The 14,318-nt window shown below is 71.4% G+C and carries 15 protein-coding genes; 4 read left to right on the top strand and 11 right to left on the bottom strand.

The window, feature by feature from the left end:
• Positions 1 to 146: 146 nt before the first annotated feature.
• Positions 147 to 1,622, bottom strand: a complete 1,476-nt coding sequence (locus ACODT0_RS01145; RefSeq protein ID WP_489040303.1) for an HD domain-containing phosphohydrolase — start codon at positions 1,620 to 1,622, stop codon at positions 147 to 149.
• A gap of 124 nt (positions 1,623 to 1,746) precedes the next feature.
• Here ACODT0_RS01145 and ACODT0_RS01140 point away from each other — a divergent pair, with 124 nt between their 5' ends.
• Positions 1,747 to 2,304 carry a DUF308 domain-containing protein gene (locus ACODT0_RS01140; RefSeq protein ID WP_082321485.1) on the top strand — a complete coding sequence of 186 codons (558 nt, stop codon included), beginning with the start codon at positions 1,747 to 1,749 and terminating at the stop codon, positions 2,302 to 2,304.
• A 56-nt stretch (positions 2,305 to 2,360) separates the two neighbouring features.
• Here ACODT0_RS01140 and ACODT0_RS01135 read toward each other — a convergent pair whose 3' ends face one another.
• From ACODT0_RS01135 to pdxR, 4 genes are all read right to left on the bottom strand, one after another.
• Positions 2,361 to 2,687, bottom strand: a complete 327-nt coding sequence (locus tag ACODT0_RS01135; protein WP_057589932.1) for a helix-turn-helix domain-containing protein — start codon at positions 2,685 to 2,687, stop codon at positions 2,361 to 2,363.
• Positions 2,688 to 2,786: 99 nt separating this feature from the next.
• Positions 2,787 to 3,323, bottom strand: coding sequence for a cupin domain-containing protein (locus ACODT0_RS01130; protein WP_489040302.1), 537 nt, complete (start codon positions 3,321 to 3,323; stop codon positions 2,787 to 2,789).
• On the bottom strand, positions 3,320 to 4,063 hold the full coding sequence (locus ACODT0_RS01125; RefSeq protein WP_489040301.1) for an NAD-dependent epimerase/dehydratase family protein: 744 nt from the start codon (positions 4,061 to 4,063) through the stop codon (positions 3,320 to 3,322). Before ACODT0_RS01125 ends, ACODT0_RS01130 begins: the two co-directional genes overlap by 4 nt.
• Before the next feature lie 120 nt (positions 4,064 to 4,183).
• Positions 4,184 to 5,587, bottom strand: a complete 1,404-nt coding sequence (gene pdxR, locus ACODT0_RS01120; RefSeq protein WP_489040300.1) for a MocR-like pyridoxine biosynthesis transcription factor PdxR — start codon at positions 5,585 to 5,587, stop codon at positions 4,184 to 4,186.
• 129 nt (positions 5,588 to 5,716) lie between these two features.
• On the opposite strand from pdxR, the gene ACODT0_RS01115 reads away from it, so the two are divergent.
• Both ACODT0_RS01115 and ACODT0_RS01110 read left to right on the top strand, forming a co-directional pair.
• Positions 5,717 to 6,343: a flavin reductase family protein gene (locus ACODT0_RS01115; RefSeq protein WP_261206111.1), complete on the top strand. Its 627-nt coding sequence runs from the start codon at positions 5,717 to 5,719 to the stop codon at positions 6,341 to 6,343.
• 99 nt (positions 6,344 to 6,442) lie between these two features.
• The gene (locus ACODT0_RS01110) at positions 6,443 to 7,534 is read left to right on the top strand and encodes an ABC transporter substrate-binding protein (RefSeq protein WP_489040299.1); all 1,092 of its coding nucleotides are present in this window, start codon (positions 6,443 to 6,445) and stop codon (positions 7,532 to 7,534) included.
• 10 nt (positions 7,535 to 7,544) lie between these two features.
• Here the strand turns inward: ACODT0_RS01110 and ACODT0_RS01105 are convergent, their stop codons facing one another.
• The 6 genes from ACODT0_RS01105 to ACODT0_RS01080 all read right to left on the bottom strand — a co-directional run bounded on the left by ACODT0_RS01105 (position 7,545) and on the right by ACODT0_RS01080 (position 11,919).
• Complete coding sequence (locus ACODT0_RS01105) at positions 7,545 to 7,952, bottom strand: VOC family protein (protein ID WP_057589938.1); 408 nt, start codon at positions 7,950 to 7,952, stop codon at positions 7,545 to 7,547.
• On the bottom strand, positions 7,949 to 8,461 hold the full coding sequence (locus ACODT0_RS01100) for a helix-turn-helix transcriptional regulator (RefSeq protein ID WP_489040298.1): 513 nt from the start codon (positions 8,459 to 8,461) through the stop codon (positions 7,949 to 7,951). Before ACODT0_RS01100 ends, ACODT0_RS01105 begins: the two co-directional genes overlap by 4 nt.
• Positions 8,458 to 9,204, bottom strand: coding sequence for an SDR family oxidoreductase (locus ACODT0_RS01095; protein WP_489040297.1), 747 nt, complete (start codon positions 9,202 to 9,204; stop codon positions 8,458 to 8,460). Before ACODT0_RS01095 ends, ACODT0_RS01100 begins: the two co-directional genes overlap by 4 nt.
• Positions 9,205 to 9,289: 85 nt before the next feature.
• Positions 9,290 to 9,964, bottom strand: a complete 675-nt coding sequence (locus ACODT0_RS01090) for a L,D-transpeptidase (RefSeq protein WP_489040296.1) — start codon at positions 9,962 to 9,964, stop codon at positions 9,290 to 9,292.
• A gap of 16 nt (positions 9,965 to 9,980) precedes the next feature.
• A complete protein-coding gene (locus ACODT0_RS01085; RefSeq protein ID WP_422098740.1) occupies positions 9,981 to 10,265 on the bottom strand; it encodes a proteophosphoglycan ppg4 in 285 nt (94 codons plus the stop codon).
• 208 nt (positions 10,266 to 10,473) lie between these two features.
• Complete coding sequence (locus tag ACODT0_RS01080; RefSeq protein ID WP_479669548.1) at positions 10,474 to 11,919, bottom strand: aldehyde dehydrogenase family protein; 1,446 nt, start codon at positions 11,917 to 11,919, stop codon at positions 10,474 to 10,476.
• 227 nt (positions 11,920 to 12,146) lie between these two features.
• Here ACODT0_RS01080 and ACODT0_RS01075 point away from each other — a divergent pair, with 227 nt between their 5' ends.
• Positions 12,147 to 14,294 carry a PQQ-dependent dehydrogenase, methanol/ethanol family gene (locus tag ACODT0_RS01075; RefSeq protein ID WP_489040295.1) on the top strand — a complete coding sequence of 716 codons (2,148 nt, stop codon included), beginning with the start codon at positions 12,147 to 12,149 and terminating at the stop codon, positions 14,292 to 14,294.
• Positions 14,295 to 14,318 lie beyond the last annotated feature (24 nt).

The raw sequence follows: 14,318 nt of genomic DNA, 5'->3' as shown, positions 1-14,318 counted from the left end.
TCTTTTCATGTACGTTTCCTCCGCAAGGTTGGCTCGGCCCAGGATGACCCTGGCACCCGCGAAGGCAGTGTTGCGCAGACCATGCGCGACGGCATCACCAACTCTGAGTAAGGCTGGCCCGGAATTTCCGATGATCGCGACCGACGCTAGATCAGCCCCCGCGTCGCCGCCTTCAAGGTCGCCGCCGCGCGCGTCGTGCACCCGAGCTTCTGGAACACGCGCTCCACGTGCGTGCGCACCGTGCTGGGACTGATGCCCAGCGCGCGCGCCACCTCCTTGGTGTTGTCGCCCTGGCTGATGCAGCGCAGCACCTCGAGCTCGCGCTGGGACAGCGATGCATCGTCCTGCGCCGGCGCCGCGGGCTTCGGCGGCACCGCGCCCGGCAGCGTGCTGGCGCACAGCGCCTCGACCACGGCCGCGTCGAAGCGGCCGGCCGCGGCGTCCTCCTGCATGCGCTCGGCCGCCTGTTCCCGCGTCAGCGCTTCGCGCCACGGACGGCGCGTGCAGTGCGACCACCACTGTTCGGCCGCTGCGACGACCTGTCCTTCCAGCGGCATGGCCGCACCCGAGCGGCCACGGAAATAGCCCGAGCCATCGCGCCGCTCGAAGGCGAAGGAGGCGATCTCCGCTTCGGCCGCGAGGCCGTCGATCTGCCCGGCTGCGCGCGAGGTCCAGTAGGGCACGAGCCGCACGCGCTCCAGCGCCGAGGCCTGCAGCGGCCCGGGCGCGTTCCAGATCGCATTGGGCACCGAGGCGCGTCCGATGCCATGGATCAGCCCCGCCTTGTAGGCACGGCCACAGCCGGCTTCGTCCAGCCCCATGCGCGCGCCGCAGTCGCGCGCCAGGCTGGCCACGCGGCGCGAGTAGCCGGTCATCCACGGCAGCTTGAGGTCGATCACGTCGCCGACCAGTTCCAGCCCCATGGGCCGGCGCATCGAGTCCGGCTGTTCCGCTGCCTCTGCCCATGGCGCGGCGGGTGCATCGAGCGCCTGCATCCAGGCCGCGAGATCGGCCGCGCTGGCGTCGAGCAGCGCGGCCGGGTAGAGACTGTCCGCGCGGCCGCGCACCAGCGCGAGCGCCTGCTCGACGCCGTACAGGCGGCCGAAGATCTCGAGGTCGCTGGCCAGCGCCACCACGTAGGTCGAGAACGGCACCGCCTCGCCGCGCAGCAGGCCCGGCACCCCGCTGCCGTCGTAGGCCTCGAACACGGCGCGCAGCGTGGCTTCGGTGTCGTGGCTCAGCCCCAGCGTGTGAGCGATGTCGCCCGCGATTTCGCAGTGGATCTCGGCCATGGCGAGCACGGCGCCGGGCACCGGCGCGCTGTCGTGGGGCTGGCGCATGCGCGGTGCCGAGGAGGCGAGCAGCGCCCGGCGGCCCTCGACGTCGTCGTCGAGGAAGTCGGCGAACTCCTGCGCATTGGCCGTGCAGCCCGACCAGCGCAACAGCGCGGCATGGCGCGCCGCCTCGATCTGCGCCGCGGAACAGCCGGCCCGCGCCGCGATCTTGCCCGCGAGCCAGGCCGTGCGCAGCGAATGGTCGATCGGCTGGCCCATGCTCAGGTCGCCGATGAAGGCCAGCGCGCGGACGGCGTCGAAAACGGGAATGGTCGTGTCGTGGGACATGGCCCATTTTGCGCGTGTCGGTCATTCGACCGATACCGGCCGCCGGGGTGGCTCGGAAGAATCGTGGCATCCACCGCTCGACGGGCGGCCCCCTTTCACTCGCGGCTTCCACCGCCTCTTTCTCATGACCGACATCCTGCAAAACCCATCCCCGCGCGCCGCCTGGCTGCGCAAGCTCTATTTCACCCGCGCCGCCTTTTCCTTCGCCTGGGTCGCGCTGGCCTTCACCGCCGCGAAGCAGTCGCCCGCGCTGGCCACGGTGCTGCTGATCGTCTACCCCGCCTGGGACGCCTTCGCCAACCTGTGGGACGCCCGCATGAGCGGCGGCGCGCAGGCCAATCCCACGCAGATGCTCAACCTCTGGATGAGCACCCTGGTCGCGCTCGCGGTCGCGGCCTCGCTAGTGGCCGGCTGGCAGGTCGTGCTGCTGATCTTCGGCATCTGGGCCATCGTCTCGGGCCTGCTGCAACTGGCCACGGCCATCCGCCGCCGCAAGGCCGAACGCGGCCAGTGGGTGATGATGCTCAGCGGCGCGCAGTCAGCGCTGGCCGGCGGACTCTTCATCTCGCGGCAGGGCACCGATGCGCCGATTCCGCAGACGCTGGCGGGGTATGCGGCGGTGGGGGCGGTGTATTTCCTGATCTCGGGGGTGGTGATTCTGGTGCGGGAGCGCAAGCGCTGAAACGTCGGTGCGCCGCCACTTTGCGCACCCGGCAACGGGTCCGACGACTCCCCACGCTATGCAGCCTCGGCCGCCTTGCGACGGCGAGCTTGCGCCAGGCCCTTCGGTCTGGACAGCTTCACCACCGGCGCCATGCCGGCGGTGGCGGCCATGTCCATCAGGGTGTCCAGGGAGAACAGGTTGATCCTTCCCCGAACCAGGTCGGAGATGCGCGGCTGCGTCACGCCGAACAACTGCGCCGCCTCGGTTTGCGTCATGCCCTGTTGCCGAATGACTTCGGCCAGGCTCATCATCAGGTCGGCACGCGCGCGCATGCTGGCCGCCTCCTGGGGCGTGCCTGCAATGGCGTCGAAGACGCTGTCGAAGCGGCGGGCTCCGGTCATGATGCGAGGTCCTTCAAGGCACTTTATACAAGTCTTTGTATTGACCCTTGAAGTCTCGCACGCGCTGACGACGATTACTTTTCTCGAACGGGTGTTCGCTCAAGGCGGCAACACCAACGGCCCGCAATCCGAATCCGCAATGAAGGTCGCGATCAGCGACGCCGGCTTCACCGGATCGGGGTTCTCCGCGAACAGGTGCAGCGCGCGCGGCGGCTCGAACCAGGCCTGGCCGGCCTGGTAGTCGACTGCGGGGCCGCCCGCCATCTGCGAGCGCACCGTGCCGCTGACCACCACGGCCTGCACCGAGCCCGGGTGCCGGTGCGCGGGCGTGTAGGCCAGCGGCGGGAACTCGACCAGGGCGGTGGTGATGGACTTGCCCGGCACGTTCGGCAGCGGCTCGCACGACAGCGGCCGCACGGTCGTCTGCGGGCGCGCGGCGCTGCCTTCGGGTGCGGGCGCCGAGGCGAACATCGGGCGCGTCACGCTGCTGCAGAGGTCGTCGAGCCATGCGACGGTGGCCTGCCTGCCCGCATGCGGCACCAGCGCCCATGCGGCCGCGCCGAGGGCGAGCCCCGCGAGGGCCAGCGCGACCGCATGCCGCGACGCGCGCGACGATAGGCGGGCTGCGATGCTCACGATCGTGCCTCCGCGCCCAGGCGCATCGACGGGGTCCAGCCGAGCAGGCGTCGCGCCTTGCCGCTGTCGACCTCGGGGTTGTCCTCGGCGATGTTGAAGACACCGCCAGCCGAATGGCGCCAGGCCAGCAGCGCGGCCCAGGCGGCCGCTTCGACGTGCACGGGGCTCGCGCCCTTGGGCTCGTCGGCGCCGGTGCCCGGGCCGTACAACTGGCCATAGCGCAGCACCGTGCCGGCGATGCCCGGCGCCTGGAGCACGGCCTGCTCGAGCGCCACCACGCCGCCCACGCTGATGCGGCGCGCGCCTTCGGCCCCGGTATCGAGCGGCTGCGCTTCCGCGTAAGGCTTGGGGCCCGGCGCATAGGCCCAGGCGATGCTCTGGGCCACCATGCGCACCGCTCCCGCGGCGCGCGCGGCCTCGACCAGGTTGCGCGTGCCCTCGGTGCGCACGCGGGCGTTGCGCGCGGTGGCCTCGGCCATGCGCGCGGGATCGAGGCCGCGCGGCAAGTCGGTGAGCTGGTGGATCACGCCGTGCGGCGCGATGCGCACCAGCGCGGCCTTCAGCGCTTGCGCATCGAACACGTCGACCAGCACCGGCTTCACGCCCCGGGCCTCGAGCGCCGCGGCGCGCTCGGGCTGGCGGGTGCTGCCGTGCACTTCGTAGCCGGCCTCGCGCAGCAGCGGGATCAGGGCCGAGCCGATGGCACCGGTGGCGCCGGCCAGGAAAATTCTTTCGCTCATGGCGTTCTTTCTCGGAGACGGATGCTTTGGAGCCTCCAGCTTAGGCAGCCGATGGCCCGGCGCACAGTGCCAAGAATCGGTGGATCGGATGGACCATCGCGGCCCATCGCGATGGCGCGCTCAGCCCTGCCGCACCAGCGCCAGCAACCGCGCGCAGGTTTCCGCCGCGATCTCCACGCGCAGATCCGCCACGCCGAGCAGCAGCCCGGTGTTCTCGGGCCCGGGCTGCGCGTACCACGGCGACAGCGGCACCGGCGTGAGGCCGTGCGCCGCGAGCGATTGCGCCAGCGCCAGGTCCGACACGCCCGGCGCGAGGCGCAGCAGCACGGTCAGGCCCGCGGCGATGTACGTCGCCGATGCGACATCGAGGCAGGCGACCAGTGCCGCGCGCCGCTGCGCATAGACCTGCCGGGTGCGGCGCAGGTGGCGCAGGAAATGGCCGTCGCGCAGGAAGGCCGCCACCGCCAGTTGCACCAGCGGCGCGGGCGCCGGCGGCAGCACCGCCGCATGGCGCGCGAAGCGCTCGACCTGGTCCGCCGGCACGACCAGGAAACCGAGCCGCAGCATCGGGCTGATGGTCTTGCTGAAGGTGCCCACGTGCAGCACGCGCGCGCCCTCGCCGGCGGCCACGAGCGAGGGCGCGGCGCGGGCGCCGAGCTGCAGCTCACCGAGGTAGTCGTCCTCGACCACCCAGGCCCGCGCGCGCTCGGCCCACGCGAGGATCGCCTGCCGCCGCCGCGCCGACAGCGCGACACCGAGCGGTGCCTGCTGCCCCGCGGTGACGACGGCCAGCGCCGCATCGGGCGCGCGTGCCATGCCCTCGTCGACCACCAGGCCTTCGGCATCGACCGGCACCGGCACCGGTTCCACGCCGAGCGCATGCAGGCAGCGGCGCGTGGTGGGATAGCCGGGGTCCTCGGTCCAGGCCGCGGTGCCGCGCAGCCCCAGCGCCTGCACCGCGAGCGAGAGTGAGCCGGCGTAGCCGGTGGTGACGAAGACCTGTGCTGCCGTGCACGGCAGCCCGCGCGCGAGCGAGAGGTAGGCCGCGATCTCGCCGCGCAGCGCGAGTTCGCCGCGCGGGTCGGGATTGATCTGCCGCGCATGCGAGGTGGCGCGCACGGCACCGGTCATGATGCGCGCCCAGACCTTGGCGGGGAACAGGTCCTGCGCCGGGTTCGCCATCTGGAAGATGCCCGAGCGGCCGGGGAAGCTCGGGATGGTGCCGACGGGCGCGGATGGAACCGCCACTGCCTCGCGCGGGCGCGACGACGACGGCAGATGCTCGGCGACGAAGGTGCCGGCCGCGCCCAGCGAGACGATCAGCTGCGCATCGAGCAACCGCTCGTAGGCCGCGCTCACCGTGCCGCGCGCCACGCCGAGCTGCGAGGCCAGGTCGCGCCACGACGGCAGGCGCGCCCTCGGCGCGAGCCGGCCCTCGCGGATGGCCGCGCGCAGGCCCGCGGCGATCTGTTCGCTGACCGGCTCGCGTGCCGCGCGGTCGATTCGTAGCTGGAGCTTCGACATGGGCGGATGTTAAGCAGGTGGCCCGTGGAATCGACCTGGGCACCGCCCGCTCGAGGCCAGCCAGCCGCGGAAGCGGCAGGTTTTTTGCATACAGTGCATGCAATCCCTTGAATCTCTTCCCACCCATCCATGGAAATCGACTTCCAGACCCTCGACCCCTACGCGCGCTACAAGCTGATGGCGAGCCTGATCGTGCCGCGGCCGATCGCGCTGGTCACGACCCTCGAGCCCGAGGGCACGGTCAATGCCGCGCCCTTCAGCATGTTCAACATGGTGGGCGAAGACCCGCCGCTGGTCTTCGTGAGCATCAACCGCATGCATGACGGGCGCGTCAAGGACACCGCCGCCAACATCCTGCGCACCGGCGAGTTCGTCGTGCACCTGACCGACGAGGCGATGGCCGAGCAGATGCATGCCTGCGGCGATGCGCTGCCGCGCGGCAGCAGCGAGCTCGCGCACGCCGGATTGCATGCGGTCCCGTCGAACACGGTGGCGCCGCCGCGCATCGCCGAGGCGCCCGTGGCCTTCGAATGCGTGCTGCACGAGAAGATGGAAACCGAGAGCCGCTACGTGTTCTTCGGCCGCGTGCAGTGGCTCGCGGTGCGCGACGGGCTCGTGGACGCCGAACGCTGGCGCGTGCAGTTGCAGGACTACCGGCCCGTGGGACGCTTCGGCGCGAGCTTCTACGTGGGCACGCAGCAGCGCTTCGCGCTCGGCGCGGCGGCGTCGGCGGGCAACGGCATCGACCAGCTCTGACTCACGGCGACGAGTACCAATGTCATAAATCCTCCCTAGCATGGCCGCATGAGCCTGCATCGCCCCAGCCGCCGCCAAGTCCTTCGTGGTGCGACGGCCATGGCCTTCGCTTCGTCCCTCGGATCCAGCTTCGCCCAGGGCGCGCGTCCCGCCGAACAGCCGGCGGTCAAGGTCACGCAGCTCATGGACGTCTCGCCGAGCCAGCAGGCGCTGTCGCGCGACTATGCGACGGGCTTTCGCCTCGCCTTCGCGGAGCTCAAGGCCTCGACGGGGCTCAACGTGCAGCTCAAGGCGTTGGAGGTGGGCGAATCGGATGCCGAAGTGCAGGCCGCGCTGAAGGCCGTCGGCGAGGACAGCGCGCAGGCGGCCCTGGTGGGCAGCGTCGGCGAACGCCTTGCGCTCGCGAGCCTGGCGCATGCCGAGAGCAGCCGCCTCGAGATCGCGCATGTCGCGCCCTGGCTCGCCGACTCGCGCTTCGATGCGAACCCCAACCTGTTCGCGCTGTTCGCGTCGCGGGAAGACCAGATCCGCCACGTGCTCAAGAACCTCGCGACCATGGGCGTGGCGAAGATCGGCATCGTGTACCCGAGCGCCGGGCACGCCAGGGCGCTGCAGCCGGGCATGGCGCAGATCGCCGAACGCCTCAAGCTCGAGGCACAGGTGCTGACGGCGCCCCAGGGGCGCGACCTCGAATTCTTCGGCGGCCAGTTGCCCGCCAGCACGCCGTACTTCCTGCTGTTCACGGGCGATGCCATCGAGCTGGCACTGTTCACGCGCGGCCTCGCCCGACGGGGCGTGCAGCGCACCGTGGTGTGCCTGTCCGATGTCGACACCAACACCTTCCTGCAGCTGAGCCCCGGCAAGGGCGTACCCATCATCTTCACGCGCGTGGTGCCCGACCCGCGCACCAGCAAGATCGCGATCGTGCGCAGCTACCGCAACGCGCTGCAGCACTACTTCGACGAGGAGCCCTCGCCGACCAGCTTCGCCGGCTACCTCGGCGGGCGCCATGCCGGCGCCGTCATCGCGGGCGCGGGCGCCGAGCCGGGGCGCGCGAAGCTGCTGGCCCAGTTCAAGCGCCGCGCCGCGGTGGAGCTCGACGGCTGGCGCTTCGACTACGCCGGCGGTTCGCGCGCCAGCAATCAGGTCAGCCAGATCCTGCTGAACAGCAGCGGCAACTTCGTGGGCTGAGGGGCCGCGCCTACCCGGCGCGCTGAATCATCTTCCACCCGTTGCCCGACGGGTCCCTGAAGCCGGCATCCACGGTGCCGTAGCGCTCGACCGGCTCCTGCGTGAACTCCACGCCCTGGGCGCGCAGCCGTTCGTAGCTCGCGCGGCAGTCGTCGACGCTCAGCACCAGCGGCGGCATCGCGCCCTTGGCCACGATCGCCTGCAGCGCCTGCGCCGTGGCCGCATCGTGCACCGGCGGGCCGGGCTTGAACAGGCCGAGCTGGAACGCCGGCTGCTCGGGATGCTGCACGGTCAACCAGCGGTAGTCGCCGTTGCCGACATCGGTGTGGACGCGAAAGCCGAGCTTGCCCGCATAGAAGGCGAGGGCCTCCTCCTGATCGCGCACATACAGACCGACCGTTTCAATACCTTGGCTCATGGAATCTCCTGTGGTTCGGCCTCGTTTGTACCGGCCGCGGCCTGGCGGCGCTTCTCCGAAACTGCTGTTTGGAGATGGGGCCGCTGCGAGGCACTGACGATGCAGGCCGGCACCGGCCCGAAGGCCCGCGCCCCGCCCTTGCCGCGCGCACGCACCTCGCCCGGGCTGCCGCCCGTGATGTCGCGGAAGGTGCGCCCGAAGGTGCCGAGGCTGGACCAGCCGGTGGCGAAGGCGATGTCGGTGATGGAGAGTTCGGTCTCGCGCAGCAGCGCGCTCGCGCGTTCGATGCGGCGCGTGAGCAGGTAGCGGTGCGGCGGTGTGCCGAAGGCCTGCTTGAACGAGCGCGCGAAGTGGGCCTCGGAAACGCCGCTGACCTGCGCCAGTCGCTCGACCGGCCATTCCTCGTGCGAGGCGGCGTCCATGCGGTCCTTGGCGCGCAGCAGGCGCCGCAGCAGCGCGGGGTCCTGCGCGAGCGAGGCCGCGTCGACCGGCTCCCGGCGCCTCGTCACAGGCCGCCCGCCACCTTCAGCACGCTGCCGGTGACATAGGACGACTTGTCCGACAGCAGCCAGACGATCGCCTCGGCGATCTCGCGCGCCTCGGCCGCGCGACGCATCGGAATGCGCGCCGCCACGCGCTGCGGCCGCCCGGGTTCGCCGGCCGCGGCATGGATCTCGGTGAGCGCGGTGCCGGGCGAGACCGCGTTGACGCGGATGCCCTGTTCGGCCAGTTCCTTCGCGAGGCCGACCGTGAAGGCCTCGAGCGCCGCCTTGGAAGCCGCGTAGTGCACGTACTCGCCGGGCGCGCCCAGCGTGGCCGCGATCGACGAGACGTTGACCACCGCGCCGGTGCGTCCCTCGGCACGCCATTGCGCGACGACGGCCTGCGTGAGATACATGGGCCCAAGCACGTTGACGTCCATCACCTGGCGCAGGGTGGCGTGCGAGACGTCGGCGAAGCTGCCGAGCGGCCCGGTGATGCCGGCGTTGTTGACCAGCGCGGCCAGCGGCGCGAACGCGGGCGGCAGGGCCTGCAGCACGCGCGCCGCGCTGGCGGGATCGGCCGCGTCGGCCTGGATCGCGAAGGCGCGGTGGCCGGCCTGCTCGATCTCGCGCACCAGCGCGGCCGCCGCGTCGTGCCGGCGCTCGTAAGTGAAGCACACGTCGTGGCCGGCCGCGGCCAGCAGCTTCGCCGCCTCGGCGCCAATGCCTCGGCCGCCACCCGTGATCAACACGGTTCCCGCACTCGCCATGGGTCGTCTCCTTCGATGGGCGTGCCGCCATGCCGGGCACGCCGGCATTGTGTCGCAGGAGACCGGCGAAGCTCGTCGCGCGGAGCTACAGCGCCGGCCGCGCGGCCGACGGCGCGCGCGCATCGCGTGCCGGATTCATGAAGTCGAAATGCGCGGCGATCGGGGAGGACTCGGGCACCACGTAGACCACGCCCCGGCGCTGCCCCAGCGCGGGCTTCACGTAGGCGTCGTAGAAGGCCGCGGGCACGTTGATGCAGCCGTAGGAGATGCGGTTGTCGGCGATGGTGGGCGAGGCGAGCCGTTCGAGCCGGCGATCGGCCTTGTTGGTGGTGCGCACGCGATGCATGGAGATCGCGGCGTCGTAGTCGACCCAGACGATGTCCTCGCCGCCCGTGTTGCGTCCCGGCTCGGAAGCGAAGCGCCCGGCCGGCGTGGTGCGTTCGTGCGGCCGGATCTTGGCCATGGGACGCTCGCCGATGCCCGACACCGAATCGTCGCCGCGCGCGAGACCCAGCAGCACCGGCGATGCGCCGAGCAGCGTGCCCTTCGCGTCGAAGACGAAGACGCTCGCGGCCTTCTTGTCGACCACCGCGAAGGCGCCGCCCGCGTTGTCGCGCGCCGCGACCGCGGCCTGGGCGATGCGCTGGGCATCGGCCGTCAGCGGGGCCGCGGGCATCGCGGGCGGGGCGGCAAGCGCCGCCGCGCTCGCGAGCAGCAGCGCTGCCGCTACCGCCCGCGAGCAGGAAATGCCTGTCTTCATCACTGAAGCCGCGGCCTCAGTTGCGGTCGGCGCGCGCCGGACGCATCGGCTGGGCGGCGGCCATGTTGCTGCTGCCCGAATCCTGCGACATCGCGGTGCCGCGTGCCGGAGCCGGGGTGGCGGCCATGGTGTTGTTCTGGGGCGTGGTGCCGGTCGTGCCCATCGGGCCGCCCGCGGGATTCTGCTGGCCGGCGGCGGTGGCGGGGTTCGGCGGTGCGGTGGTGGGCGGGTTGCCCTGCGCGAAGGCGGCGCCGGCGGCGGTGAAGGCGAGGGCTGCGATCAGATGGGACGTGCGATTCATGACGATGCTCCTTGAGGGATCCGGCGAGGCCGGAAGGTTGGGGATCCGCCGGACCGTTTGCCCGACTGGTTTCAACTTAGGGCCCACGAAAAATCGCCAGGTCAGTTCGCGGCCCGGCCTCCTGTAGGAGCGCGACACCCCAAAACGGCACGGGCCGGGCGTGCGCGACGCCCGGCCCGTGCCGGCAAATGCCATCCGGTGGGGTTGGCTACTGCGGCTTCTTCTTCAGGCTGATGACCTGCGGCTGCGTGACCGCCTTGAGCCCGTCGATGCCGAACTCCAGGCCCCAGCCCGAGCCCTTGACGCCGCCGAAGGGCACCATCGGATGGATCGCGCCATGCTGGTTGATCCACACCGTGCCGGCCTCGATGCGCGACGCGACCGCGCGCGCCTGCTCGATGTCGGTGCCCCAGACCGAGGCGCCCAGGCCCACGTCGACGCGGTTGGCCTGCGCGATCGCGTCGTCGATGTCGCGGTAGCGGATCACCGGCAGCACCGGGCCGAACTGCTCCTCGTCGACCAGGCTCGCGCCGTCCGCGATGTCGGTGACCAGCGTGAGCGGATAGAAGTTGCCGGCGCCCGCGCTCGGCTCGCCGCCGCAGACGATGGTCGCGCCGCCGGCGCGTGCCTCGTCGACCAGCCGGCGCACCTTGTCGAACTGCATGCGGTTCTGGATCGGGCCCATCGCGATGCCGGGCTGCGCGCCGTCGCCCATCGGCATCGCCTCGGCGATCGCCTTGAGCTCGGCCACCACCGCGTCGTGCAGCGCATCGGGCACGTACAGCCGCTTGGCGCAGGCGCAGGTCTGGCCCATGTTGAGGAAGGCGCCCCAGAACAGGTCCATGGCGATGGCCTTCGGGTCGGCGTCGGGCAGCACGATGGCGGCGTCGTTGCCGCCGAGCTCGATGGTGGTGGGCGTGAGGTTGCGCGCCGCGGCGGCCGCGATCTTCGCACCGGTGGCGCTCGAGCCGGTGAACATGATCTTGTCGACGTCGGGGTTCTCGACCAGCCAGCCGCCGACCTCGCCGGTGCCGCTCACGGTGTTGAGCACGCCGGGCGGCAGCACCTCGGCGATCAGCCGCACCATCTCGAGCGTGCCGATGCTGGTGTATTCCGAGGGCTTGATGACCACCGTGTTGCCCGCGCGCAGCGAGGGCACGATCTGCCAGATGGCGATCAGGAGCGGCCAGTTCCACGGCGCGATCGCCGCGATCACGCCGAAGGGCTTGCGGTGCATCTCGTCGCGGCGCGTGGCGTCCTCGAACACCACGTCCACCGGCATCTCGAGGCTGGCCGGCACCTGGGTCCAGGCCTCGCAGCCGAACAGCTCGAAGCGCGCGCCCGGCACCTCGGTGGGGCCGACGCCGCCCAGCGGCTTGCCCTGCTCGCGCGTGACCCAGCCGGCCAGGTACTCGGCATTGCCGTGCAGCACCTCGGCCACCTTCATCAGCAGCGCGCGGCGCTCGGCGTCGGGCCGCGCGGCCCAGGCCGGCTGTGCCTTGCGCGCCGCGCGCACGGCCTGCTCGACCTGCTCGGCCGTGGAATGCGGCACGAGGCCGATGGCTTCGCCGGTGGCGGGATTCTTCGATTCGAAGCTGCGCTCCGACGTGACCGGACGGTTGTCGACGGTATTGGGGTAGGTTTGAAGGCTCATGGGGCGCAGTCTGCGAGCCCGCCGCCTTCATGGCATCGCGAACATTCGCGACGGGGTAGTCCCGGGGTCTTCCCCAGGGCCCGGCGCGCCGCCCCCTGCGGCAAACCCTATCGCGAAAGCTCGCGATAGCCAGGCGGGCGAGCGCTTTCCAGAATCCCGGGGGCCGCTGCCCTGCCCTCGCCGGCCCCGGCCCCCTCACAACAACCGACAAGAAACCAGGAGACACGATGCCTCACCGCCTTCCGCCCGCTCTCACCGGCCTTCGCCCGCCTGCGCGCCTCGCGCTGCTGCTGGTCGGCTGTGCCCTCGCCGGCGCGGCCGCGGCCCAGGCCGTGGACGGCGCGCGCATCGCCGCGGCCGACCGCGAGCCGGGCAACTGGATGAGCCACGGCCGCACCTACGACGAGCAGCGCTTCAGCCCGCTCGCGAAGATCAACGACCGCAACGTCGGCAAGCTCGGCATGGCCTGGACCTACAAGCTCGATGTCGACCGCGGCGTGGAGGCCACGCCGATCGTGGTCGACGGCGTGATGTACACCACCGGCGCCGAGAGCATCGTCTACGCGCTCGACGCGCGCACCGGCAAGCTGCTGTGGCGCCACGACCCGAAGGTCAATGCCGAATCGCTGAGCCAGGGCTGCTGCGACGTGGTCAACCGCGGCGTGGCCGTGTGGAAGGGCCGGGTCTACGTCGGCGCCTTCGACGGCCGGCTGATCGCGCTCGACGCGCGCACCGGCGAGCAGGTCTGGTCGGTCGACACCGTGCTCGACAAGACCAAGAGCTACACCATCACCGGCGCGCCGCGCATCGTGAAGGGCAAGGTGCTGATCGGCAACGGCGGCGCCGAGTTCGGCGTGCGCGGCTACGTCACCGCCTACGACGCCGAGACCGGCCAGCAGGCCTGGCGCTTCTTCACCGTGCCCGGCGACCCGGCCCAGCCGCCCGAGAACAAGGCCATGGCCATGGCGATGAAGACCTGGTCGGGCAACGGCTGGGTCAAGTGGGGCGGCGGCGGCACGGCCTGGGATTCGATGGCCTACGACCCCGAGCTCAACCTGCTGTACATCGGCACCGGCAACGGGTCGCCCTGGAACTACCAGTTCCGCAGCGAGGGCAAGGGCGACAACCTGTTCCTGTCGTCGATCGTCGCGCTCGACCCCGACACCGGCGACTACGTCTGGCACTACCAGACCACGCCCGCCGACCGCTGGGACTACACCGCAACGCAGCACATCGTGCTGGCCGACCTGCGCATCGACGGCAAGCTGCGCAAGGTGCTGATGCAGGCGCCGAAGAACGGCTTCTTCTACGTGCTCGACCGCACCGACGGCAAGCTGATCTCGGCGAAGAACTACGTGCCGGTCAACTGGGCCTCGCACATCGACCTGAAGACCGGCCGGCCGGTGGAGACCGGCGCCGGCAACTACGGGCCCGGCGAGCAGAAGAAGCTGGTGATCCCGGCCTTCCTGGGCGGCCACAACTGGCACCCGATGTCCTTCAACCCGAAGACCGGCCTCGTCTACCTGCCCGCGCAGGAGACCATGGCCGAGCTCGAGGCGCAGAAGGAGCCGCTGTTCCTGCCGACCAAGTCGGTGGTCAACCTCGGGCTGGAGGTGCCCGAGCTGCCCGAGGACCCGAAGATCGAGGCCCAGATCCGCGGCGCCTGGAAGGGCCGCCTGCTGGCCTGGGACCCGGTGCGCCAGAAGGCCGCGTGGTCGCACGACTACGCCAGCGCCTGGAACGGCGGCACCCTGAGCACCGCGGGCAACCTCGTGTTCCAGGGCACGGCCGACGGCCGCGCCGTGGCCTATGCGGCCGACAACGGCAGGCAGCTCTGGCAGAGCCCCGTCAACAGCGGCGCCATGGCCGGCCCGATCAGCTACGAGGTCGACGGCGAGCAGTACGTGAGCTTCATGGTCGGCTGGGGCGGCGCCTTCCCGCACATCACCGGCCCCATTTCGCTGAGTGCCCGTGTGCGGCCCGAGGCGCGCGTCGTGACCTTCAAGCTCGGCGCCAGCCAGAAGCTGCCGCCCGCCAAGCTCGCGCCCGCGCTGCCGCGCGCCGCCGACGTGCCGCCGCTCACCGCGTCGGCCGAGCAGATCAAGCAGGCGCGCCTCATGTTCAACGGCCTGTGCGGCTCCTGTCACGGCCTCAATGCCGTCAGCGGCGGCGTCGTCCCCGACCTGCGCTACATGAAGCCCGAGCAGCACGAGCTGTTCGCGGCCACCGTCAGCGGCGCGCGCATCAACCGCGGCATGCCGGGTTTCGCGGGCGTGCTCAAGCCCGAGGACATGCAGCTGCTGCACCAGTACGTCATCAAGCGCACCCACGACCTCAGCGCGGAGATCGCGGCCGCCCGGCCGGCCGCCAAGTAGGCAAACCCCATGCCGACGCCCTGC

Source organism: Variovorax sp. FG153, assembly GCF_057809595.1.
The sequence above is the reverse complement of the archived record's forward strand: the minus strand, read 5'-3'. Positions and strand labels throughout refer to the sequence as shown.